This window comes from Pseudoalteromonas sp. KJ63-1, from assembly GCF_055808145.1.
In genome coordinates this window covers 1396565-1421556 of sequence record NZ_CM147855.1, presented here as the reverse complement: position 1 = coordinate 1421556, position 24992 = coordinate 1396565, and the positions used below count along the sequence as shown (strand labels likewise).

Genomic DNA, 24992 nt, shown 5'->3' with positions numbered 1-24992 from the left:
CTTGTTTAGTTGTGTTAATTATTTTTTAGGTTTTCGTAAGTACGTATGCACGGGATATAACTAAAGGAAAAAAATCTTCTTCTAAAAGTACAGCCCATTGTCCATCACCAAAACGTTCAATACGATTCGCATTTGTTAGTACATTACGTAAATTATCATGGGAAGCAATATCTATATTGGACATGATCTTTTTTACTTCACGTGGGTCATAATCAATTTTAAACCATGGAGGAGCACATAGAGCATTCATAAATTTATAAATAACTTCAGGATATTTAGGATAACCACCTAAGTATTCTATATCCGGTAACGCCTCCTTAGCCCGCCTATAGTCTTTTTCAAGTTTTTCCACATCACTTTTTGAAAACATACACCCTCCATGAACCACAAGACATAATAACTCACACACGGTGTTAGCTTAATTCAAACCCAGCACCTCTAACGTGAAACCCATCACTAAAAAATTAAGATGGGTGTAAGCTTTATTTTTATTGAACCAACAATGTACACAGTAAACCTAATATTCAATTCACAACAATCACACTTATCAAAAAATTTAATAAGCACGACAGAAACATGCCTTACTATTGCTTATTTTTAACCATAAGATAGTCAATAGTTACAACACATATAGAAAAGTAAAGTACGCCAAGGTACTTCCACAATAAGTACTTTGCACTATCGAGTGAAAAAATATTAAAAGAAAATAAGCGACCGTCCTTTATAACAAAGACTAAGGCCAGAAAAAGTAAACATCTCATTATATTTAAATAAGTTAAACGGTTAAGTTTATCAAGAATGAAAATGATAGAAGATCATATAATGACACCCATTCTAACTGCTATTTAACCTGTGGCACAAAATTCACTATTAAGCTCTGCATTTAGTTTCTTGCAACTTTAAAAGGCTAGTTTCAGCTTTAAGTAAGTAAATACCGTTGTAAAACTTAAATGACAGACATGAAAATACCTGCTCTATGCAGTTAAAGTACTTATTTGATTAGACTCTATGCGAGTAATTTTTCGCAGTTACTCATGTTTGCTCGCCGCTTTCTTCCTAGATTTTCACAATAGCTTTCATGTGAAGAAGGTCTACCGACTGCACCATGGAACACACGCGTAAATTGTGTCGTCAATTTCAGCCAGTTTTCAGGGCTAATATTGACTCGCTCTAGTAAAGGTAGGTATATGTTGTCAATGTGTCCCCGCTTATCTTCTCTTATAACACGGCCTGTTAATTCAACGAGTTCAAGATAGGATTTAAGTTCAAAAGGTAGGCCTTTTGGCATGATTTGGCGTGGTAAGCCTGCAAAACGTAATAAACTTTTAGGCTGCTTGCCTGTTGCTGCACTTTCTAATCGCTTTTTCACGCTGGTATGATTTGATTCTTCGGGGCTGCTGGCTATCTTTGCTCTAATTGGATTTAAATCTACATACGCCATGCAAGCAGCTAGTGCGGCTTCATCTAGCAAGGCTTGTGATTTAAAGCGCCCTTCCCAGAATCGACCAGTGCAGTTGTCTTCTTTATTTGCTTTGCGCGCAATATCTTCATTTAACAAGCGCATAAACCAACTGATGCTAGATAGCCGCTCTCGGTATTGTTTTACTGTTTGATTGAAAAAGATAAGCTCTGCTTTAGTGAGTTTTTCACCTTGCAGGTATTTTTGCGTTAATAACGTGCCTTTACACACTTTATGCCAACGAATAATAATGGCTTTGTCATTTAGCCTATTGGCCTTTTTATCATCTACATACAGTACTAAATGAGTGTGATTACTCATTACAGCATAAGCACACACATCTATGCAAAATACTTTCGCTAGTGCAAGTAACCTATCTTCAACCCAGCTTCTGCGGTGCTCATACGATTGACCTGTAAAATGGTCTTCTCCGCATAAAAAGGCTCGGCGTACACAACGTGAAATACAGTGATAATATCGCGTATCAGCCAAACTAACCTGACGCTTTCTTGCAATTGCCATAGAACACCCTGCCTATTTATTCATACTGCCTAAAGCATAGTTTGAAACCATTGTAAGCACAAAATTAAAGATGGGTGTCTCGTTTAGTTTGTGCTGTAAAATTATGAATTTCATGTTTTCTAAAAAAATCACTTATTATTTTTAAATCGCTTGTTTTTGACACTACAAAGTCATAAACATCAATTCTTTCACCATGTTTGTTGGCAATAGTTTTATAGTAATCATCAAACTCAATTTTGACTTTCAAAGAGTCAACCCGAACTCTTACTAGAGTGTGATTTTGTGACGCTCGAATAACAACGTAAACCTCGTTATTACCTACTGAATTAAATCTGTATTCGGGGTAAGCTTTTTTATTAATAAAGCCATAATTTGATCCCGAGTAACAACTAACCAAAAACTCTTTCACAGGATCAAAATGAGCTTGTGCATCGGGTCTATTTTTAAACCAAGAAACCACTGCTGGCTTAAATTTAATATCTGAATTTCGTGGCTCTCTTTTCATGCACTAAAACTCCATGAAGACTCAAAGCATATAACGCCCAGCTAAGCCGCCGGAACGGAGTTGATGGTTTTGTGCGAGCGTAGCGAAAAAGCACAAAACGAGTAACGCAGTGGAGGTCGGTTTGAGCTGATTGTTATGCGCATGAACTAGCAAACACCACGTTTAAAAAACCTGCATACGCCCAAATTAAAGTTCCTAGAATGGTGAATATGATATAGGTGGAAATATTCTCATACTTTTTGAGCACGCTATCTATATTCGACTGCTTAATTCGATCTATACTTTCTCGATCTGTTACAAGTTCTGCCATTGGTGAGCCACCAACTGCATAATGCTCCCCCTCTAGCGTGGACTCTAAATCCTTGGGATCAATTTCCTCGATAGGCAACGCATAACTGAATGAAGCCAGCAAGCCAAAAATAGAAAGCAATGCGCCGAATGCTGCAAACCAAGTAAAGTCGGCTAAGTAGATTGATAAAAAGATATGGATAACAAGTAATACAGCCACGATTCCACATAGCACTTTCTTTGAACTACTTGAAAGCTCATGAAGGGCTTTGACAAATTTTATTTTTCTCGAAGAGAACTCTTTACTCAATTTCGTGCTCCATGGCTAATTGGCGCATAACAATTTTATAGTGCGCTCGTCGCGTATATTTCTGCCAACGTCACGCTAATATATTCATTAATTACTTTTTAACAAATAACTTAACTCATTGCTAGCTATAATTATTTCTTGCTACTAAATATAATAAAAAAAGAAAGTGCACTCGGCGCTCATTTTCTTGAATATGAGAGAAAAACAACCATACTGTATGTTTATACAGCCACCGACATTGGTAATGATATGAAAACGCGTTCACCATTTTAAAATTACATCGCTGAATCTATGTTGGTACGTCAGTATTCATTACGTACCGTAAATACCTACCTGTGATGGGTTGCATTTTATAGTGATTTTCCTGATAAGCGCCATGGCGCCAGATGAAGTTAAGCTAATTATGATTCATTAAAATGCGCTATAACTTAGGGCAATGCAATAAAAACATTTTTACAAAAAGGGGCTAACGTATGTTAGCCCCTTTTTGTAATTTTATTACAGTGTGTTATTCAGTAACAACAAACCATAGCCAGCGAGTTGCTCGTCATTGAGGTCGTGTTGCCAGTTAGGCGTTAACCCATCGCGTTTAATACTACTGATGGTTTGTGGGTTAGCGGTTAAATTAAGTATAAACATACTTTTACTGCCGTTTAACTCGCGGGTTATTTCAACAAGGCCGTTGTTATGCTGTGTTAATTCATAACGGCCTTTAATACCCAGTTCTGGGCGCTGTTTTTTTAGTGCGATTAAGTGCTGGTATAAACGCCATAGTGAATCAGGTTGTGCTTGTTGCGTTTTTACATTGCGATCAGCTGCATTAATTTGCTGTGCTAAATATTCAGGCCACCACTGGGTGTAGTTATCACCAAACAGTTCAGCCTGCTCAACCCAACTTGTTTGAGCTTGAGTAAAACCAGCTTGGTTGCTGTTATTCCACTGCATTGGCGCGCGTTTATACACATCGTGACCTGTTCCACCTTGTGTTAAACCAACCTCTTCGCCGTAATAAATATACGGTGTACCCGGAGAGCTAAATAACATGGCGGCAGCAAGTTTTGCTTTATCGTCGTGCTCTGCAAGTTGATAAGCCACACGTTCTTGGTCGTGATTAGTTAAAAACGGTGCAAAAAAATCAAGCGGCGCAGTTGAATCAATACGCTGCTGTAAATTTTGTTTGAGCACATTGGCATCAACTGTGCTCGCTTGTTGGTTAGATTGCATGGTGCCAAATTGCGCTTCACCACTGGCATCGGGTTTTAATAAGCCCAGTATTTTATAGCCCACTTCAAAATCAAAGCCTTGGTCGAGGCCTTTACCTTCGCCAAAGTATTTTGCTGCAACGGGAATGTCAGCCCATGCTTCACCCACTAAATAGGCCTCTGGATCAACGCTTTTTACGTATTGGTTAAAGTGCTGCCAATATGCAATGGTTTCGTCGGTATCGGCTTGCGCATCTGCGCAACCTTCCATGGCAAAACGAACTGCGTCTAATCTAAACCCTGCAACGCCTTTATCAAGCCAAAACTTAGCCATTTTTTCCATTTCGGAAACAACATCAGGGTGGCGTAAATTCAAGTCAGGTTGGCTCGCTCCAAACGCACCATAGTAATACTGCTGGCGTGTTTCATTCCAATGCCATACAGCATCGGGTTTGTCGTTATTACTCCAAGCATGTCCCCAACCACTTCCGGCTTTTGGCATATCGTCGCGCCAAATAAAGTAATCTGCATAAGGGGCTTCATTATTTGCTGAACGTTGAAACCATTCATGGTTACTTGATATATGATTTATAACTAAATCAAGTATGACTTTCATGCCTTTGTCGTCAGCAGCTTTTATAAAGGCTTCAAACTCGGCCATGCTGCCGTAGTCGTTTTCTACTTGGTAAAATTCAGTAAAATCATAGCCATGATACGACGGTGCTTCAAACATCGGGGTTAACCACAGTGCATTTACGCCGAGCTCTTGTAGATACGGTAGCTTTTGGGTCATACCATTAAAATCGCCATGGCCATCAGCATTGCTGTCGTAAAAACTGCGTGGCCAAATTTGGTAAAAAATGGCGCTTTCCCACCAAGGGTTTGCTTGTTGTTCAGTATTTAGTGGCGATGTTTCGGTGTTATTCGTTTTGTTATTTAATGATGGTGCGCTTTGGCAGCCTGTTAGCATGATTGCTAATGCTAATGCGCTCAAGGTAAATGTTTTCATTTCAGCCTCGTTATTATTGTAACAAATAACATAGCCGTATTTTACTACGGATATGTTAATTAGTTTGCGGTTATTTTAGTGCTTTAGTTACCACCGGGTAATGATCCCATACTTGTTTGTCGCTTAATGAGCGCACTAGCTTTACGTATTCCGCATGTGTCCACGCCAGTGGTGTGGCCGAGTTTGTACCCTCGCCTAACGTGTAACCCGCTTTATTAATGCCTACACCATCCCATACTTGTTCAGGTAGCATCATGCCTTGATTGGCAAATTGCTCTAGCCCTTTTACGTAGCTATTTTTAATAGCCTGCTGTTTTGTTGTATCTAAACTATTATTGGCATTTGCGGCGGCAATTTCATAATGACCACGTTCACCGGTAAAAAATGGCCAAACTCGCCCACGTTGCCCTGGGCTGTTTTTTCCACCTTGCGCATAGTTAGCGCCCGTTACTTCGTCTTCACCGTACCCGTCGTTACCATAGCGGCGGTAGCCTGCAAATGTGCCGCTGCCGTCAGTAAACTCAAAGCTGTATTTAACTTGTAGGTTATCGGTTAGGGTTTCGTCATCATATTCTGGCAGTGTTTTTACTATGCTAGGCGCTAGCGCATCACGTACGCCATAGCGAACCAACTCTAAAAATCCACCATCGAGTATTTGCTTTTTATTAAAGCCTTCACGGCCATTATTAGCGTTAATTTTAGTATTTGAATTGGCGTCTTTATCTTGGCCAATACGAATAAAATATTCACCATCAGAAGCGCTCGACTCTAAATTACCAGCCGTTGTAAACATTAATTTTTCAATATCATTGTTATAACGCTTAGCTGTATTTAGGTAACGTGTTGCATTGGCATCATCACCTGCTAGTTTAGCGATATCGGCTGCAGTAATTAAACCGGCAACAACCGCGGCGGTGGTTGATGGCGAATACCCTTCTTGCTCTTCCCAGCGTTCTTGCTGAGTAGCTGGCGGCGTTATTTGTGTGTCGTTCCATAGAATGTTTGCACGGCCACCCTCAACTAAAAAGTCTGCCGCAGGTTTTAACATACGGCTATACCAATCGCTGAGCTCTGCATCACTTAATACACCTGCCTGATGGAGTTTCCAAGCAAGCATAAGTGGCATTGCTGTTTGGTCAAGCTGTACACCTACCCATTCTAGTTCACCATCAACATGTGTTTTTTGTAAAAACCACCCTGTATCGCCTTTATTGCCAGGGGTTTTGCTGTTTACTTGAACTTTTTCAAGGTATTCGAATGCGGTTTTAGCGGTCGCATTATCGCCCATGGCCATAAACGCCATGGCAACTTGATAAAAGTCGCGCACCCATACCGCTTTGTAGCCAGTTGAGCCGGTTTTAGCCGATACGGTTTCGCCCCATGGGTTAGATAATGAGGCAATAAGTGCGCCTGCATGAGTTTTATCTTCTTGCGCTTTAAGTACCATTGCACTGGTGTAAAGTAACTTGCCGTTATCTGCGGTTTGTTCGCTCATGTTATTTAGCGGTGCAAGGCTTTGCAGGTAATCTTGCCAACCAAGCGCTTCGCCTTTACCGTTGTAATTATCAAGCACCGCTTGGTAACCTTTGGCTAACGTAGCTTGGCCTTGTTTAAAGCTGGTTTGTTCGCTATTACCAAAGCTTAGGGTTAAATCGAACTGGCTGTTTTCACCAATTTCACCCAGCTCTGCTAGTAGGCTAACATTACCCGATTGTTCACCGGTATTTTTATAAACCTGAGTAAGCTGCTGAGTTGTTTTAAGCTGGCTTAAACCATCGCTCACACCTGTAAAACCAACACTTGTTTGTTTAAATGGCTGAGCACCTTGCAATGAAAGGTAGCTGTTGTCTTGCCATGCAAGCAGTCCTTGTTCTGTGGTTTTAGCAAAATCATCAAGGCCGTTATTATCAACATACGGGTTAACGCTTACGTATGCCTTAACGCCTTCAAGCTCGGTATTAAAAATACTGCGTACAAATAAGCTTTGCCCATCAGGATCGGTAAATATGTGTTTTTCGAGGCTAAAGCGGCCTTGCTTATCTTTGCTTACTACTTTGTAAGCTAATGATAACGGGCGGCCTTTATCGTCTTTGTATAAGTAGTCAATGGTAACGTCTAAATCGTCAGCTTCTGTGACTGTAAAATCCTTTCCTACTACCACAAATTGCATGTCTTTAATTTGCGCTTGGTGAATAAGCCCAAACATTGTTTCGGTGATCATACCTTTAGCAATTGAAAACCATACTTTTGAAACCGCTCCTGTAGGGGCCTCATCACTGTAGTGGCCATTTTGATATTGCTCAAAAGATGTGCCAATACCAGTTTTACCTGCATAAGCCCAAAATGGCTCTGCCCCAGGGGCACCTGGTGCCGATACCTGCATTACAGCGCTGTTTGAAGGCTCTTGCTGCGCGCCACAAGCTGTTAAACCAAGCATTAATAAACTGGTGGTAATTGTATTTAATTTTTTCATTTTAAAGCCTTAATTAATTTCAGTTTACTCGTTACTTTATTGAGTGTGCTTAACACGCAATACCGCAACTGCTGCAAGTACAAACGACACAGCGCCCAGTACTAATGCGTAAATAGGTTGGTTTTCAAAAAAGTGGCGTAATATTAACCCCAATACGCTGGCAGCTAATAATTGTGGGATCACAATGAAAAAGTTGAAAATGCCCATGTAAACGCCCATTTTATGACTCGGTACCGAAGTACTTAACATTGCATAGGGTAATGACAAAATAGACGCCCACGCAAAACCTACGCCTATCATTGGCCAAATAAGTAAGCTTGGATCTTTTATAAACATAAAGCTCGCTAGGCCCAGCGCACCTAAAATAAGGTTAAGTGCATGTGCTATTTTTAATCCCACGCGTTTAACGATGATCGGGATACATAAAGCAGCAATCGCGGCAAAGCCGTTGTATGCAGCGAATAATATACCCACCCAATCTGCACCGTTGTTGTAGGCTAACGAGCTGGTGTCGGTACTACCGTAATGAAAGCTAGTAACCGCTGAGGTGCTGTAAATCCACATAGCAAATAACGCAAACCAACTAAAAAATTGTACCCATGCCAATTGCTTCATCGCCTCAGGCATAGTGAAAACATCATTCACTACATTATAAAAACCGCCGCTAGTGTGCTGTTTAGCTTTTAATGCCGCTGCAATAAATTGAATAACACCAAAACTAACTAACCCAGCAGCCAGCAAGTAAAGTTCTTTTTCCAGATCCAGCCCTAATACTGTGGCTAAAACAAGCAAACCTAAGCCGCTAAAAATAACGCCGCCTTTGGTAAAATTAACGCTATTAGTAATATTGGTTTGTGTTGTTTGTGATTCTTGTTGATTAAATTGTGCGAGCTGCTCAGGTGAGTACTCTTTTGTGGTGACAATAGTCCAGCCAACTGCAATAAATAAAATAACCCCACCAAAGTAAAACGAATACTTTACAGAATCAGGAATTTGACCAATCGGTGCAGTATTAGCAATATCAAACCAGTTGGTCATCATCCAAGGCAGTGCTGATGCAACCACCGCTCCCACACCTATAAAAAAGCTTTGCATGGCATAGCCTGTGGCGCGCTGCTTGTTTGGCAAGTTGTCGCCTACTAATGCACGAAACGGTTCCATGGTAACGTTAATTGAGGCATCCATAATCCACAGCATACCCGCAGCAATCCAAAGCGTGGGAGAATTTGGCATAATAAAAAGCGATAACGTGGTTAATATAGCGCCGTATAAAAAGAAAGGACGACGGCGGCCTAATTTGCCCCAAGTTTTATCACTCCAATAACCAATAATTGGTTGCACAATTAAGCCCGTGAGCGGCGCTGCAACCCATAAAATAGGAATATCGTCGACATTAGCGCCAAGTGTTTGAAATATACGGCTTACGTTACCGTTTTGCAGTGCAAAGCCAAATTGAATGCCTAAAAAGCCAAAGCACATATTCCATATTTGCCAAAAGCTTAAGGTTGGTTTGTTGTTATAATTCATGATCAGCCTTATTTGTTAAAACGGCACTGCTGAGTGCATCAAGGGTCAGCGTAAAGGTTGTATTTTGTTTCTCATCGCTCACCAAAATACTGCTATGCGACTCTAGTAGGTCGTATAGCGTTGAGTTTGGTTTGAGCATAGTTGCTTGATTCGGCGTGAGCGTAATAGTGACTGTTTGGGATTGCTGGCTAAAGTTGCTCAGCACCCATAATGATTGCTGGCCTAAGGTGCGTACAAAACCCACCACTCTATCACTGCCTGTTACCATCAAGGGTGCCATATCACCGGCAACAACAGCAGGTAAACCATTAAGTGCCATAATTGCGATATAGTATTGACGTAACTGTGCTTGCTCAGGAGTTAAATTTGCGCCATCAAACTTGCCATTATTCATCCATGCTTGGTGCGCTGGTACGCCAATGTAATCAAAAATACTAGTGCGTGTAGGCGAACCAAAGCCTGCGTTTTCTGATCCATCTTCACCTACGTCTTGGCCAAAATAAAGCAAGGTTGGCGAACGACTAATTAAGTTAGAAACCACCATAGCCGGTTTACCCCATGCAGCGTCGCCAGCAAAGTCAGGACTTGCGATACGTTGTTCGTCATGGTTTTCTAAAAAGTGCAGCATGTGCTGTTCAATATCTGCCACTTCAGCTTGTGCTTTAAATAACGTGTTAGCGGGTTGCTTACCTTGCATAATCCCTTTTAGGGTGTCGTAAAAACCGACCTTGTCATACAAGTAGTCCATTTTACCTTGGTGAATATAGGTGCGGTACATCAATGGGTTATATACTTCGGCGAGTAAAAACGCATCGGGTTTATGTGTTTTTATTGATGAATTTAAAAAGCTCCAAAATTCAACGGGTACCATTTCAGCCATATCATAGCGAAAGCCATCAACCCCTTTATCTAACCAATAAAGGGCAATATTTCTAAATTTATACCAACTATTTGGCAGTTCTTTATCTTGCCAAAATTCATAATGTGCACGGTAATCTTGGTTTTCAAGCGATTTAGGTAAAGTTGGAAAGTCTAGGCTGCCATCGGGTTTAACACCGTAGTTAACTTTTACCGTTTCGTACCAGTCGTTTATATCAGGCTTTGGAGCACGTGCACCATTGCCAGTCCATTTTGCTGGGATTTCACTAAATTGACCATCGGCTAAAGGGTGTTTGTTGCCACCTAATACTTGGTAGCTGTCGCTTGTTGGTACTTTAAATGATTCACCCGGTACATAGTAAAAATTATTATTTTTAGCATACGCCTTGCTAGTATCATCGTCCTCACCAAAGTCTTTCACGCCGTTAGGCTTTGCGATTGAGTGATAATCTCGAGCCACATGATTAGGAACAATATCAATAATTACTTTCATGTCATGCTCATGAGTACGCTCAATTAGCGCGCTGAACTCTTCGAGTCTATTAGTAACATTAATTGCCAAATCAGGGTTTACATCGTAATAATCTTTTATTGCGTAAGGCGAACCTGCACGCCCTTTTACCACATCAGGATCGTCTTGTTTTATACCGTACTCAGTGTAATCACCCACCAAGGCATGATGCAAAACGCCGGTGTACCACACATGCGTGGTACCTAGCTCTTTAATGCCTTTTAATGCCGCGTCGTTAAAATCAGCAAACTTACCAACTCCATTTTGCTCTTTGGTTCCCCATGGCACATTAGCGGTTTGGGTGTTTCCAAATAAACGAGTAAATACTTGATATACCACAGGCTTAACTGGGTCTGTTTGCTTAACTAACAAATCTGTTTTTGTCTCTTTGTCATCACTGCAACCGTGCACCAGCAATGCGCTGCATATAAGCAACGGCGTGTAAAATCTTTTTTTCATTGTGTGTCATTTTTATTTCAGTGTTGTTATAGGTTTATACTAAAGCTAAGTAAGGCTTGGTTACAGTTGCTGCATACGTATTCACAGCCATATTCAGTGACAATTAACCCGCAACCAAAGCACCACGTCACGCCACTTAGTTTGTTTTTAACTTAGCTAAAAACTCTTTATGAGTAGGTAGTTTATCTACCGTTGAATTTATTAGGGTTTTTAACGTTATGAATAAATCCGTTAGTTGTTCACTGCTTAATGAGTCAACAATACTGTTATAGTCATTTGGTATTAGGCCTTGACCTATAAACACTTGCTGCCAAGCTACTTCTGCAAATAACTCGTCGTTTTCGCGCATGACTTTGCCCGTTTGTTTAAATAAATCCATTTTATGCGCTAACGATTGAGGAATTTCCATTTGCTTACATTGACGCCAAAATGGGGTGTCTTCTCGCTCAGTTAATTTATAGTGCAAAATAATGAAGTCACGAATATGCTCGATTTCACTGATGCTTTGCTTATTAAATTCAGTTACTAACGCATCACTAACCCCATTATGAGGAAACAACTTAATTAAACGTATGACCGCACTTTGTATTAAGTGAATACTAGTAGACTCTAAGGGCTCTAAAAATCCACTAGAGAGCCCTACTGCGACTACATTTTTATGCCACTGCTTTAAACGACGACCTGTTTTGAATTTTATTAAACGCGGGCTTGTTGTTGGCTCACCAGGTAAGTTATTTAATAAAAGCGCGGTTGCTGACTTATCTGATAAATAACGGCTGCAATACACTAAGCCATTTCCTGTTCGGTTTTGTAGCGGAATTTGCCACTGCCAACCTGCGTCATGTGCTATGGAGCGCGTATAGGGCTTTAATTCGTTGTTGCCTATTGATTGCACTGCAACAGCCCTATCGCATGGTAAATAATGCGACCAATCAACAAACCCCGTATTGAGAGTTTGTTCAATTAAAAGTGCGCGCTGGCCAGTACAATCTATAAATAAATCGCCTTGGATTTGGCTATTATCGTCAAGCATTAAGTTGGTGATATTACCTGTGTCTGGGCATTGCTCAACGTGTTCTATTTTTGCATCAATGTGTTCAACGCCGCGTGACAATGCAAGATTTTTTAAATATTCAGCATATAAAGTAGCGTCAAAATGAAACGCATAACTAAGCCCTGGTAATTGAGTATTAGGAATAGCATTTAGTAGCGTAAATTTGTTTTGTTTAGCAGCTTGATAGTTAAGAGAAAAATCCCATAAAGAGTCCTCGTTGCCATTAATCTGTCCTTTCACCCAAAAATTATAAAAGTCACAAAAGGGAAAATCTTTACCAAACGAGCCAAATGCATGCATGTAGCTATGCCCTGGTGTTTTCCAATTTTCGAACTCTATACCCAGTTTAATAGACGCATTAGTGGCATTTATAAAATCTTGCTCATTAATACCGAGCGCATTATTAAGCCCAATAATAGGCGGAATGGTCGCTTCACCAACGCCTATAGTACCAATGCTACTTGATTCAATAAGGGTAATATTAATTACTTTACCTAACACTTTATTAAGTAGTGCTGCGGTTATCCAACCGGCTGTTCCACCGCCTGCAATGACGACATGCTTTATTGGTTTCATATTATTGCTCACGTTCATAAAGGTTGATAAAACTTAGGTAAAGTAGCTATAAAAAAGCCCTTGTAAAACTAATTACAAGGGCTTCTTAATACAAAACTTATTATAGCTTGTAGCTTACACCGAGTAAGTATGTACGGCCATAGTCTTGGTAGTCACGCACTTGCAGTGCATTATCGCCTTGCAATGATGTGAACGCTTCTTCGGTAATGTTTTGAATTTGGAACGTCATTGATAAGTTCTCAAAACCAGCAATACCTGAATCAGCAAAGTCATAGCCTACTTGCGCATCCCAAATAGTTTCGCCAAGTATATCAACTTGTTGTGTTGCAAAACCTGAACCGTAGATATCACCTTTAAAGTCACTACGTTTACGCATACTGGTACGTGCTTGGAAACCATTGCGTTCGAAGTACACAGTTAGGCTATCAATTTTATCTGACAAACCTGGTAGTTCGTAATCATTTCCGTTTTGATCTTGCAAGTCTTGCTCAACGCTGGTGTGGCTCGCAATTAAACCAAAACCTTCTAACGACTCATGTAATACACTGAACGGGAATGATAATGAAAGCTCATAGCCCCATAAACTTCCGTCGCCACCATTCACTTTACTTGAACGAGTAGCTGTATTTCTGTCTGCTGGAGGCAACTCGCCTGTTGCAGGGTCTTCTTTACCTGTTACATCAACATCGTAACGCTCATCAAAAATCCATTGGTCAATGTCTTTATAAAATAACGCTGCTGAAAAGTAACCTTCTGCATCAAAGTAGTTTTCGTATGTTAAATCAAAGCCTGTTGCTTCTTTTGGTTCAAGCTCTGCATTACCACCAGAAATAGACCAGTAGTTACCATTTTCGTCTGGCTTTTCGCTGTTATAACTTGTTTCAATCGATGCATGCATTTCATCAAGGCGAGCACGAGAAATTGTTTTAGCCGCACCAAAACGAATTGTTTGCTCTTGGTCAATTGCAAAAGATAAGTTTAAGCTTGGTAATACATTTGAATAGTCGTGGCTAATATCAGTAGGTGACGCAATAACTAAACCATTAATATTTGATGCTTCAAAGCCTTGTGATGACTGCTCAGTGCGAACATAACGTATACCTACATTACCTGTTACCGGTATGCCACCAATTTCAGCGTTAATGTCTGCTTGAATAAATGCAGCGGTAACTTCTTCTTGAACTGTCCACGAACGGGTTAAGTGCTTTTGATCCGTTAAGCTTTCTGGCAGTAGATCGTAATAACCATCATTTACTAGGCCGTTAGTGTCATAAGCAATCATGTCACCCATGCCAATAAAGTCTAAACTTGCCGAACCTAGACGGTATTGCTCTGGTACTGATACCATGCCTGGATTATCTAAAGAGAAATCTTTTAAAGTCATGAAGTAGCCTTCAGACTGTTTTACTTTCTCACGGTCGCGGTAAGATAAACCAAAATTAATACGGCTAAAGTATTCGTTTTCAAGTACTTTACTGGCCGCTAACTTAAGCGTTGAAAGCTCATCGCTAATCTCTGGTGCATTAATAAAACCATCTTGTGCGGTATTTTGATAAGCCGTGTCATTTAAGCCGTACTTGTTATTTAGCGCAGCACTGCCACCCCAAGATAAGGGGCCACCTAACTGAATTAAGTCGTAGTCGCTGTAATCAAGCTGATGAGTAAATTGTGCACCCGTATTTCCACCATCAAATGCATACCCTATGTTATCAGCAATACCGTTTGCATCGCCACGGCCAGTACCTGAATAACTTTCAATACTCCAAATAGTACGATCTACTTTTGAGCGGCTTGCATCAAACTCAACAGACCAATCATCGTTAATATCGTATTTTGCATTAAAACCAAATTGTGATAGCTCTGCTTTTCGCTCTTCATAGTCGTTTCGAACAACAACACGTTGACCTTCGGTTACTGCACTGGTAATAAAGCCAGACTGCTCATCTACAGTAACACTATTTGGGTCGATGCTACCTTGACCCCAGGCGAAAGGAACTTCAATACCACGTAAGATTTTTTCATCATTAAAATCTACATATAGCGCATCAAACGTCATGTTTAAACGATCATTTGGTGCAGCTTCCACTACTAGCATCGCTGAATCACGTTCAAGTGTTGATGAGCGTACGAAAGGTTTAGCGCCGCCTAAAATTGAATAGTTTTGGCCATCATTCCCTGTAAACTCAGGGTAACCCCAAGAATTCCAGCGTTTTTCTTGGTTTGGAGAACTCATTGTGTTGTAAGCAAATGCTACACCTATAGTGTCATCTGCAAACTGGTCTATGTATGAAACGGTGCCACGAAAGCCTTTGTCATCGCCATCCGGGTTTAATTTATCAAAGCTAGTTTGCTCATACTGACCATTAAACATGATCACTTGTTCACCTTTACTTAAAGGCTTTACCGTTTGCATGTCGATAACACCGGCAATGCCTTCAGCTTCAATGCTAGCACTTGGCGTTTTATAAACAGTAACACCGCTCATTATTTCTGATGGGTAAAGGTCAAACTCAACACCACGGTTGTCACCAATAGATACCTGCTCACGGCCATTAAAGGTTGTTGCGCTTTCGTTTTCGCTAAAACCACGAACACTTACACGGCTAGCACGACCATCAAGACGCTGGGCTGTTAAACCTGGTAAACGTGCGATTGACTCTGCAATAGATGAGTCTGGAAGTTTACCAATGTCTTCTGCAGAGATTGACTCAACAACCTGTGTTGAAAAACGCTTAGTATTAATTGATTCAACAACACTACCGCGAAAACCTTTTACTTCGATGATTTCTACATCATCATTTTTTATCGTTTCTTCTTGTGCCGCGGTGGTGGCAAAGCTTGATAGTCCGGCAGCAGTTAATGCTAGCGTTAATATACTTGGTTTGAACATAGCCATAATGTTTTCCCGTTACCCATAATGTGATACCCGCTTACTTGTTTAAGTGATAGTTAAACATGCGAGCTTATTTTGTTGTCAGGATGAATATTAACGCTCGTATTATTTTATTAACAACTTTATGCATACGTATTCAAAATAGCATTACACAGCCAAAGTTAACATTAAATTTACAACCAAATATGTAAGCAACTGTTTTACAATAGATTATTTTGATGCAATTATACTTTATGAGATTGACGATAACCTTTATTTATTTTTTTAGGAAATAAGCCATTCATAAAACGATAATAAAGTGAAACAAAGTAATTTTATTTTTTAATTTATTATTAAACACACTATCTATTCAAATTAAATTGGTAAGACCAATACTAAAAAACACCAACTCAGTGCACACCTTTGTTTTTACGCACCTACATGGCGCAAACAATAAATTAACAACTCAATATTAGAATTGGTAAAGTAAAATAAGAATAATCCACGACCCAAAACGCTTGTCTTAATGATTTGTACACCTTGTTTTAATGCCTTCAAATAGGTGCATACGTATGCAGGATTTTTACAGCATGACAGGCTTCAAGTATGCTTTTTCAAATAAACGAGGATTATTACCTCTAAAAAAGAACAACACAAAGACAGTGTGAAAACGGAGAAAAGCATGGCCCAAAAGCAATGGTATAAAGGTGCGGTTATTTATCAGGTTTATCCGCGTAGCTTTCAAGATAGCAACAACGATGGCATTGGTGACTTAAAAGGAATAATAAATCGTATTGATTACATTAAAAGCTTAGGGGTAGATGCTATTTGGATCTCACCTTTCTTTAAATCGCCTATGAAAGATTTTGGTTATGATATTAGCGACTACCGTGATATTGACCCGCTTTTTGGTAATTTAGCTGATTTTGATGAGTTAATTGCACAAGCACATCAACGCGACATTAAAATTATTATTGACCAAGTGCTAAGCCACACCTCAGATCAACATCAATGGTTTATTGATAGCCGTGAAGACTTAACTAACGACAAAGCCGACTGGTATGTATGGGCCGATGCTAAAGAAGATGGCACAGCACCTAATAATTGGTTGTCTATTTTTGGTGGTGGTGCATGGCAATGGGAGCCGCGTCGTGGACAATACTACTTGCATAACTTTTTTACTGAACAGCCTGATCTTAACTTTCATAACCCTGAAGTTCGTCAAGCCGTTCTAGATAATGTTGAATTCTGGCTTAAAAAAGGCGTGGATGGCTTTAGGTTAGACGCAATTAACTTTTGCTACCATGACGCTTTGCTTCGTGATAACCCAGCTAAACCAAAAGAAAAACGTCAAGGCCGTGGCTTTAGCGAAGATAATCCGTATGCATTTCAGTACCATTACTACAATAATACCCAGCCTGAAAACATAGAGTTTATGCGTGATATTCGTACTTTACTCAACAAGTACCCTGGTACCGTATCACTGGGTGAAATTTCATCTGAAGATTCATTAGCCACAATGGCAGAATACACCCAAGGTGGCGATAAACTGCACATGGGTTACAGCTTTGAGCTATTAACGGATGATTACTCGAGCGAGTATATAAGAAACACCGTTACTACACTTGAGCAACGCATGACTGAAGGCTGGCCTTGCTGGGCATTTAGCAACCATGACGTAGAACGTGTTGCTAGCCGTTGGAGTGAAACGGGAGAGGTAAACCCAGCGCAATGTAAAATGTTGACTGCTCTACTCGCTTCACTTCGTGGCAGCGTGTGTATGTATCAAGGTGAAGAACTCGGACTCGGTGAAGCCAGCGTTGCGTTTGAAGATTTACAAGACCCATACGGCATAACTTTTTGGCCAAACTTTAAAGGTCGTGATGGATGTCGTACCCCAATGCCTTGGGAGAACCTAGATAACTCACAAAGCAATCCACACAATGCAGGATTTAGTGAGGTAAAACCGTGGTTACCTGTTGATCAACAACACAGGCTACAAGCAGTTGCTGAACAAGAGAATGATGTAAACTCAATATTAAACGCGTACCGTGAATTTATGGCTTGGCGTAAAAACCAGCCGGTACTACTTAAAGGTGATATTGAGTTTATACAAACCGCCGAGCCAATTTTGGCGTTTTACCGCACATTAAACGAAGAAAAGATGTTGTGTGTATTCAATTTAAGCGGGGCAAAAGCAGAGCTTGTTATTGATGTTAGTGTTGAAAAAGAACATAACACGCTTTCTCATCACAATGCACAGCTTAACAATGCAACACTAACTATTGAACCTTTTGGCTGCTACTACGCCCGCTGCAGTTAATTGTTAGCATTTATAAGTAAAAAAACCCGAGCATTGCTCGGGTTTTTTATAGCAAATTTTTAGTGGTTAATTGTTTTACTATTTAAATAATCAGTAAAAGCAAATAGTACACCTGATACCACAAACGTTACATGGATCAGCACTTTCCAGAGTAGTTCATCATTAGAATGAGACGCAGAACTTATAAAGACCTTTAACAGCTCAACGGCTGAAATGGCCACTATTGCACTGATCAGCTTCATTTTTAAACCAGAAAACCCGACCTTGCCCATCCATACTGGGCGGTCTTCATGATTCTCGATATTAAGCTTAGAGACAAAGTTTTCGTAGCCGCTAAAAATAATAATCAACAGCAAACCTGCTAACAAAGCAGTATCAACTAACGTTAATATACCAACCAACAACTCTTGATTACTAGCAGTAAACGTCGCTATCCCCATCAAATATAGCTGTTTAAAAAACTTTATAAGTAATAAAACCACAGCAAATAATAAGCCTACAAAAAATGGGGCAAGTAACCAGCGTCCTTTAAATATAAACGACTCAAGCGCATGCTCTACTTTATGAACAGGATGTATTTTTTTATTTGTATTATTTGTGTGTGGCTCTGACATAGGGGCACCTAAAAATTAAAACGCGACATTAGCTTAAATTAAACGCTAACACAATCACTTCAGCCTAAAAGTAGGTACGCAATATGCTTATCCTGACGATAAAAATATTTCGTTTTCCTTTGTGTGAATTGTGATTAAAAATCAGTTTACCAACAGAGATGTTCTGGCTTGGTTACACTTGTTTTATGTAGGCATTATTTGAATGCATAATTCGATTGTTACTCCATTTTTAGGAATAAGAAAATGAATAAAGCATTACTCGCGTTAATCGTTGCACCATTTTTCGTTTTATCAGCTGCAAATGCAGTTACAAGCGATACTACAGACGCTTCAGCCGAAACGATTCAAGAGTTCACAGAAATGTGTATTAGCTGGGCTAAAGAAGACGACGTAAGCGATGAAGCAATTTATAACTATGTTTTAAAGTGTGTGAATGATGAACTAACATCTGAAGGCTATAACAAAGTCACTGCTGTTAAGATTTAATGAATAATTGAGCAGTTCAAACCTAAATTGGTTACATTTTAACTCTGTAAAATAAAAAGTCAGATTAAAAATGCCATTGCATAGGTTTGATAATGCAAAAAAAACCGGAACTGTCACAGGCTGTGCGTTCCGGGTTTTTATTATTAAAGCGATGAATAATTAATTATTCATCATCTTTTTTTGGTTTGGCTTTAGCTTTACTTTTAGCTGGCGCTTTTTTAGCTGCAGCTTTCTTTTTAGGCGCAGCTTTTTTCTTAGCCTCTTCTACCCATTTACCACCCTCGTAATGGGCCGTCCAACCAGTTGCTTTACCATCAACTTCAGTCATCACATATTGGACTTTGTTTTTACGACTGTAACGCACAACAGCAAGGTTGCCATCAGGATCTTTGGCTGGTGCATCAGCTAGGTAGTAAAACTTAGGCGAAATACGATCTCTAAAGCGTTGTAACTCTTCTACTTTAGGAGCACGTGTTTCTCGTGATTTAGGGAACGTATTTGCTGCTAAGAAAATACCAGCCGCGCCATCACGTAATACAAAATACGCTTCAGACTTTTCACATTCTAATTCAGGAATATGAACTGGATCTTCTTTTGGTGGCGCAGCTTCACCATTTTTTAACAACTTACGTGTATTTTTACATTCATCGTTGTTACAACCAAAATACTTACCAAATCGGCCTGATTTTAATTCCATATCAGCGCCACATTTATCACATTCGATAATAGGGCCGTCGTAGCCTTTAATTTTAAAGGTACCCTCTTCAACAACATGCCCCTGACATGCTGGGTTATTACCACACACATGCAATTTACGGGTTTCATCGATAAGGTATGAATCCATCGCTGTTTCACAAATAGGACAGCGCTTCATTTGCATTAATGTTTCTGTCTCAACGTCTTCAACATCAGCTGCAACCGCTTCATCACCCGACACTAAATTCATAGTGGTAGTACAGCGCTCTTTAGGTGGCAGGTTATAACCTGTACAGCCTAAGAATACGCCCGTTGAAGCAGTACGAATGCCCATTTTTCTGCCACAGGTTGGACAGTCAATATCGGTTTCTACCATTTGATTAAGACGCATGCCGCCTTCATCTGGTTCGCCTTTAGCAATGTTTAACTGGGTTGAAAAATCGGCATAAAACTTATCGAGAACTTGCGTCCAAACACGCTCGCCTTCGGCGATATCATCTAAACGACCTTCCATTTTAGCGGTAAAGTCAAAGTTCATTAAATCTGTAAAGTTTTCAACTAGGCGATCGGTAACAATTTCACCCATTTTTTCAGCAAAAAAGCGACGATTCTCTACTCGTACATAACCACGATCTTGTATTGTCGAAATAATAGACGCGTAAGTTGAAGGACGGCCAATGCCACGTTTTTCAAGTTCTTTAACTAAGCTCGCTTCACTAAAACGTGCTGGCGGCTTGGTAAAATGCTGCTTAGGATCAAGCTCAACTAAGGTGAGAACTTCACCTTGCTTAACAGCAGGAAGTGATTGATCTTCTTCGTTCTTTTTACGCACTGCTGGCTGTACTTTTGTCCAACCGTCAAAGCGAAGCACACGGCCTTTTGCCTTTAATGTGAAATCATTGGCGGCAACGGTTAATGTGGTTAAGTCGTATTCAGCAGGCACCATTTGACAAGCCACGAACTGACGCCAGATAAGCTCATAAAGCTTTTTAGCATCGGCATCAACACCTTCAACATGCCCTGAAAGTACCGATACGCTAGAAGGACGAATCGCTTCGTGCGCCTCTTGTGCATTGCCTTTTGAGCTATAGTTAATTGGATCAGCAGGTAAATATTTTGCACCAAACTCATTGGTTACATACTCACGACACATCTCAACCGCATCTTTTGATAGATTAGTTGAATCGGTACGCATATAGGTAATATAACCACCTTCATATAGGCGCTGCGCAAGCATCATGGTCTTTTTAACGCCATAACCGAGTCGAGTACTGGCGGCTTGTTGCATGGTTGAAGTAATAAATGGCGCACTTGGGCGACTCTTACTTGGTTTTTCTTCAACGCTTACAACTTTATATTCGGCATTCTCAAGGCTTTTAACTGCTGCTGTAGCTTGTGCCTCATTTACAGGCTTAAATGGCTTGTCTGCTTGTTTAGTGACTTCTAAACGTAAGTCTGACTCGCTATTTTTAACGTCTGCATGAATATCCCAGAACTCTTCAGGAATAAACGCTTTAATTTCACGTTCGCGTTCTACCAATAAACGCACTGCAACAGATTGAACTCGTCCTGCAGATAAACCTCGTGCAACTTTGGCCCACAATAAAGGCGAGACCATAAAACCAACAACGCGGTCTAAGAAACGACGAGTCTGCTGTGCAAAAACCATATCGGTGTTTAATTCACCCGGAGTTTCAAACGCTTGTTGTATTGCATTTTTAGTGATTTCGTTAAACACAACGCGCTTATACTTTTCAGGTTCGCCACCAATGATTTCTTGAAGATGCCAAGCAATTGCTTCCCCTTCTCTATCCAAATCCGTTGCGAGATAGATTTGATCAGCATTTTGGGCAAGCTTTTGTAATTCTTGAACAACCTTTTCTTTACCCGGCAATACTTCGTAATGTGGCTCCCACCCTTTTTCGGGATCAATGCCCATACGCGCGACTAAGTTAGAATAGTCACGTTGCTGTTTATACGCTGCTTTCTCATCAGGTGGCATTTTACGAACCTCAGCAGGTGTTTTGCTTGCTGGTACTTTGTTTTTGCCTGATCCTGATGTAGGTAAATCTCGTACGTGCCCAATACTGGACTTCACGATAAAATCATTACCTAAGTATTTATTAATTGTTTTAGCCTTAGCAGGTGACTCTACAATTACTAGCGATTTGCCCATAGTTGCCTATTTCTAACCTAGTTTTTTAAATGTGTTTAGCCGACTCATGCGGCGCGAATATTTATAGGTATATCTACAAACACTAGTTCTTACAAGCTTTTAATACAAACTTTTCAGTATTTACTGAATAAACAAACAATTTCTGTTGTTAATTTAAACAAACCAGCGTTTTTTGAATAATTGATGTGGAATATATAGAATAGAAACAAAAATGCCAACCTTATTGGTTGGCATTTTTTATCCTTCACATATTTTAAACCTTAGATTCGTCTAAAATCGACATCACGGTATATTGTGTTTTTACACCACCAGGCGTTTCAAACTCAATGTATAAAAACCCAGAATCAACATCATTTGGCTCAGCCTCTTTAGTAATATTAACTGAGACAGAGATTGGCGTTTTTTGTGCAGTATTAACCACGGTGTAATCTGTTAACCCTCTTAATACACCATTGTCGGCAGTAACGCTCACTGTAGTACCCGCAGGCAGTGGATTATTATGAATGTCACTGAAGAAAATAGTCACTGAAATCGCGCTGTAAGGTGTTGAATTGCTGATATCAATAAGGTTTATGTCGCACATACCTGCCATATCAGAAGCTTCTAAGCGAATACCATCACTTAAACTACAGTTATTTAAAGCCGTTACAGCTCTTATGTAAGGTGTACTACCTGACATAACTAACTCTGAACGAGCGCGCACATTTACTGTTTCGCGGGTACATGCATTTGCAGCTAGGGCTTCATCACTACATAATAAGCCATTGTATATACCATCACCACTGTCATACTGGCCATTATCTTGTGCACCTGAGCGTTCCACGTACCACTCATCTTCACCACCATTAGAATCCACAGGATTTGTTGGGGCTGGTAAATTCCCATCAAACACCCCATTTTCATTAAAATCTATAAAAGCTTCAGGTAAATCTTGTAAAGTTGAGTCAAACTCGTTTTGATTAAATTCACCGTTGGCAGATACATCATTAAATGACTCTTCACCCACAGAATAAGCAAGCAAACTAACACGCCCACCAAGTGGATAATCAATTGGCGCGTTATTAGGCGCATCAGTTAGCGCAATTGGATCGCCATTGCTATCTAAATAATTAATTAAGTTACCATTTGCGTCGAGTTGTGATTCTCTGATACCTAAAGTACAAGGTGCAGATTGTCCAAAATAACGGTCGCATTTATCTGCAACAGAATTATTGTAAATGCTGTAATGGTATGGAATTGGGTTTTGACTACGCCACTGAGCTTTACACACACCGTCTATGGTGCGACAAAGTAATAAAGGTGTAAATTGTTCATCATCAATAGTGCCAACTGCACCACCTTCACTGGCAATATAAATTGCCGTGTTATCTGGTACAAAATTATTAAAATGATCGGCTGCAAATACGGTTAAGTCTGTAGTCACCCCAGCTTCGTTTAATGACTCGGTATTAAAGGTTTGCACTGCAAGCGTGAAACTATCCTGATCTGGAACACCAGTCGTAATAGTAATGTCATTAGAGACAATAGAGATCACACTATTTTGTGAGGTATCGCTACTGTCAATCTGATGTGAGGCAATCACAGATAAAATACCAGCAGCTTTTCCTGAGCGAACGTTTACAGTCACTAAACCTTCATTGTTAGTAAATTGAAATGCGCTATCTAATAAAGCACCACCGGGGTTTTGTGAAAGTGCAAAATCAATTTGCTTTTGACCCACTGGATTTCCATTTACATCTAAGAGCTTAAAGGTGAGCTCTGAATTTTCAGTCAAGGTTTGACCGCCCGCTCCTTTAATAGCTAATACTTGATTAGTCCCCCCCATAAACGCAATTGAACCTGTTTGAGCCGCAGCTACATTGATGTTTATGGTTTTTGTTGCAACATTACCACCTGTAACTACGGTCGCGGTAATCGTATCTATACCATTACAGCCATCAGCTTTGTATGTTGCACTTGCCGTACCACCGATACTCGTTACCACATTATCGATAGTGGCTCTGGGGGTAGATTCTTCTGCGCAAGCAGAAGTAAATTGCACTTCCAGCGGGGTAGTAAATACATTATTACTACCGTCTACAATCTGAGCCGTAATAATCGTGGTAGAGCCGGCAGATAGTACATCACCGGTAGCAATACCTGCGCTTAGATTTACATTTACTTGAACAGCGTTAATTTCAAATAAAGCACTCGCAACTCCGCCCTGTGCGGTTAATTCAACTTGGCCAACACCTGAGCTACTGCCAGGCAATAAATTCAAAATAGCCACACCAAACGCATCAGTTTTAGCCGTTAAGCTTTCAGGTAATAAAATGCCTAGCGTGGTTGTCGCTTGAACTAACACATTGCTGGCTGGCTTATTACTACCAGGTTTTGTGATTTTTGCATAAACAATCGCTTGCTGACCCAGTAAATTACTATTTTGCGAACAATCTGATGGATCAAGTTCAAAAGAATCTCTATCTATATTTAACCAACTATCAGGACAGTTTTGTAAGATTTTAATGTCAATATTTGCAGCATCGTCGTTAGATTGCGGCTCGTCACCGGCGGTATAAAAACCGAGCTTGCTTGTTGAGCCTTCGTAGCTTGCAACAATGGTTCCTGCTCCTTCAACACTGCCTGCACTGAGCTCTATAGTTGCAACACCACTTGTATTTGTTAATGCGCTTGCTGTAGCAGGTATGAAAGAACCAAGTGTTGTAGTAAAACTAACTTCTTGACGAACAACGGGTTGTCCATCACTGTCAGTTACAGTCGCAACGACCTCAAGCGGATTGTTAGCGGTAACGATACGATCTTCAAAATTAAGTTCAACTTGGGTATCTAGTACGGCATTGTCGCCTCCAGTATCCCCACCAACGGTTCCTGTCTTCTCAAGTGAGCCACCACCGCCACAAGCGATGAGTAATGAGCTGAGCAATATAATGCTAAGCAAACGGGTTAAAGGCATATGTTTCTCCAATGCGCTATTACTAAGTTAAACTTATTTACTTAATGTTAACCTATAACTTAGTCTAAAATCTCAGTTTTTTACTTCTTTTTGCGATA

15 protein-coding genes are annotated in these 24992 nt (G+C 40.2%); 2 read left to right on the top strand and 13 right to left on the bottom strand.

Going from position 1 to position 24992, the window contains the following annotated elements; translation table 11 throughout:
• Window positions 1–25: 25 nt before the first annotated feature.
• The 10 genes from AC0L7Q_RS06610 to AC0L7Q_RS06565 form a co-directional block, all read right to left on the bottom strand.
• Window positions 26–370, bottom strand: a complete 345-nt coding sequence (locus tag AC0L7Q_RS06610) for a DUF6508 domain-containing protein (protein ID WP_109874716.1) — start codon at window positions 368–370, stop codon at window positions 26–28.
• A gap of 636 nt (window positions 371–1006) precedes the next feature.
• Entirely contained in the window at window positions 1007–1981 is a 975-nt protein-coding gene (locus AC0L7Q_RS06605) for a transposase (RefSeq protein WP_413401862.1), read from the bottom strand.
• Between the two features lie 64 nt (window positions 1982–2045).
• Complete coding sequence (locus AC0L7Q_RS06600; RefSeq protein WP_409425300.1) at window positions 2046–2486, bottom strand: hypothetical protein; 441 nt, start codon at window positions 2484–2486, stop codon at window positions 2046–2048.
• A 133-nt stretch (window positions 2487–2619) separates the two neighbouring features.
• Window positions 2620–3084: a hypothetical protein gene (locus AC0L7Q_RS06595; RefSeq protein WP_409425299.1), complete on the bottom strand. Its 465-nt coding sequence runs from the start codon at window positions 3082–3084 to the stop codon at window positions 2620–2622.
• Window positions 3085–3582: 498 nt separating this feature from the next.
• Window positions 3583–5295, bottom strand: a complete 1713-nt coding sequence (locus tag AC0L7Q_RS06590; RefSeq protein ID WP_409425298.1) for an alpha-amylase family glycosyl hydrolase — start codon at window positions 5293–5295, stop codon at window positions 3583–3585.
• Window positions 5296–5365: 70 nt separating this feature from the next.
• Window positions 5366–7768 carry a glycoside hydrolase family 15 protein gene (locus tag AC0L7Q_RS06585; protein ID WP_413401859.1) on the bottom strand — a complete coding sequence of 801 codons (2403 nt, stop codon included), beginning with the start codon at window positions 7766–7768 and terminating at the stop codon, window positions 5366–5368.
• Between the two features lie 36 nt (window positions 7769–7804).
• Window positions 7805–9295 carry an MFS transporter gene (locus AC0L7Q_RS06580; protein WP_413401857.1) on the bottom strand — a complete coding sequence of 497 codons (1491 nt, stop codon included), beginning with the start codon at window positions 9293–9295 and terminating at the stop codon, window positions 7805–7807.
• The gene (locus tag AC0L7Q_RS06575) at window positions 9285–11144 is read right to left on the bottom strand and encodes an alpha-amylase family protein (protein WP_413401855.1); all 1860 of its coding nucleotides are present in this window, start codon (window positions 11142–11144) and stop codon (window positions 9285–9287) included. Before AC0L7Q_RS06575 ends, AC0L7Q_RS06580 begins: the two co-directional genes overlap by 11 nt.
• Window positions 11145–11280: 136 nt before the next feature.
• Window positions 11281–12774 carry a tryptophan halogenase family protein gene (locus tag AC0L7Q_RS06570; protein ID WP_413401853.1) on the bottom strand — a complete coding sequence of 498 codons (1494 nt, stop codon included), beginning with the start codon at window positions 12772–12774 and terminating at the stop codon, window positions 11281–11283.
• A gap of 100 nt (window positions 12775–12874) precedes the next feature.
• On the bottom strand, window positions 12875–15670 hold the full coding sequence (locus AC0L7Q_RS06565) for a TonB-dependent receptor (RefSeq protein WP_413401851.1): 2796 nt from the start codon (window positions 15668–15670) through the stop codon (window positions 12875–12877).
• A gap of 658 nt (window positions 15671–16328) precedes the next feature.
• Here AC0L7Q_RS06565 and AC0L7Q_RS06560 point away from each other — a divergent pair.
• Complete coding sequence (locus tag AC0L7Q_RS06560; protein WP_413401850.1) at window positions 16329–17969, top strand: alpha-glucosidase family protein; 1641 nt, start codon at window positions 16329–16331, stop codon at window positions 17967–17969.
• A 59-nt stretch (window positions 17970–18028) separates the two neighbouring features.
• Here AC0L7Q_RS06560 and AC0L7Q_RS06555 read toward each other — a convergent pair whose 3' ends face one another.
• Complete coding sequence (locus AC0L7Q_RS06555) at window positions 18029–18583, bottom strand: TIGR00645 family protein (protein WP_138604863.1); 555 nt, start codon at window positions 18581–18583, stop codon at window positions 18029–18031.
• Between the two features lie 243 nt (window positions 18584–18826).
• Between AC0L7Q_RS06555 and AC0L7Q_RS06550 the strand changes: the two genes are divergently transcribed.
• Window positions 18827–19069, top strand: coding sequence for a hypothetical protein (locus AC0L7Q_RS06550; RefSeq protein WP_178955939.1), 243 nt, complete (start codon window positions 18827–18829; stop codon window positions 19067–19069).
• Window positions 19070–19232: 163 nt separating this feature from the next.
• Here AC0L7Q_RS06550 and topA read toward each other — a convergent pair whose 3' ends face one another.
• Together topA and AC0L7Q_RS06540 are read right to left on the bottom strand one after the other, a co-directional pair.
• The gene (topA, locus tag AC0L7Q_RS06545) at window positions 19233–21941 is read right to left on the bottom strand and encodes a type I DNA topoisomerase (RefSeq protein ID WP_013464804.1); all 2709 of its coding nucleotides are present in this window, start codon (window positions 21939–21941) and stop codon (window positions 19233–19235) included.
• Window positions 21942–22194: 253 nt separating this feature from the next.
• Complete coding sequence (locus AC0L7Q_RS06540; protein WP_409425288.1) at window positions 22195–24894, bottom strand: Ig-like domain-containing protein; 2700 nt, start codon at window positions 24892–24894, stop codon at window positions 22195–22197.
• Window positions 24895–24992: the final 98 nt, after the last annotated feature.

Coding starts and splice junctions, on each gene's coding strand:
- AC0L7Q_RS06610 (WP_109874716.1), bottom strand. CDS start 370: ATGTTTTCAAAAAGTGATGTGGAAAAACTTGAAAAAGACTATAGGCGG.
- AC0L7Q_RS06605 (WP_413401862.1), bottom strand. CDS start 1,981: ATGGCAATTGCAAGAAAGCGTCAGGTTAGTTTGGCTGATACGCGATAT.
- AC0L7Q_RS06600 (WP_409425300.1), bottom strand. CDS start 2,486: ATGAAAAGAGAGCCACGAAATTCAGATATTAAATTTAAGCCAGCAGTG.
- AC0L7Q_RS06590 (WP_409425298.1), bottom strand. CDS start 5,295: ATGAAAACATTTACCTTGAGCGCATTAGCATTAGCAATCATGCTAACA.
- AC0L7Q_RS06585 (WP_413401859.1), bottom strand. CDS start 7,768: ATGAAAAAATTAAATACAATTACCACCAGTTTATTAATGCTTGGTTTA.
- AC0L7Q_RS06580 (WP_413401857.1), bottom strand. CDS start 9,295: ATGAATTATAACAACAAACCAACCTTAAGCTTTTGGCAAATATGGAAT.
- AC0L7Q_RS06575 (WP_413401855.1), bottom strand. CDS start 11,144: ATGAAAAAAAGATTTTACACGCCGTTGCTTATATGCAGCGCATTGCTG.
- AC0L7Q_RS06570 (WP_413401853.1), bottom strand. CDS start 12,774: ATGAAACCAATAAAGCATGTCGTCATTGCAGGCGGTGGAACAGCCGGT.
- AC0L7Q_RS06565 (WP_413401851.1), bottom strand. CDS start 15,670: ATGGCTATGTTCAAACCAAGTATATTAACGCTAGCATTAACTGCTGCC.
- AC0L7Q_RS06560 (WP_413401850.1), top strand. CDS start 16,329: ATGGCCCAAAAGCAATGGTATAAAGGTGCGGTTATTTATCAGGTTTAT.
- AC0L7Q_RS06555 (WP_138604863.1), bottom strand. CDS start 18,583: ATGTCAGAGCCACACACAAATAATACAAATAAAAAAATACATCCTGTT.
- AC0L7Q_RS06550 (WP_178955939.1), top strand. CDS start 18,827: ATGAATAAAGCATTACTCGCGTTAATCGTTGCACCATTTTTCGTTTTA.
- topA (WP_013464804.1), bottom strand. CDS start 21,941: ATGGGCAAATCGCTAGTAATTGTAGAGTCACCTGCTAAGGCTAAAACA.
- AC0L7Q_RS06540 (WP_409425288.1), bottom strand. CDS start 24,894: ATGCCTTTAACCCGTTTGCTTAGCATTATATTGCTCAGCTCATTACTC.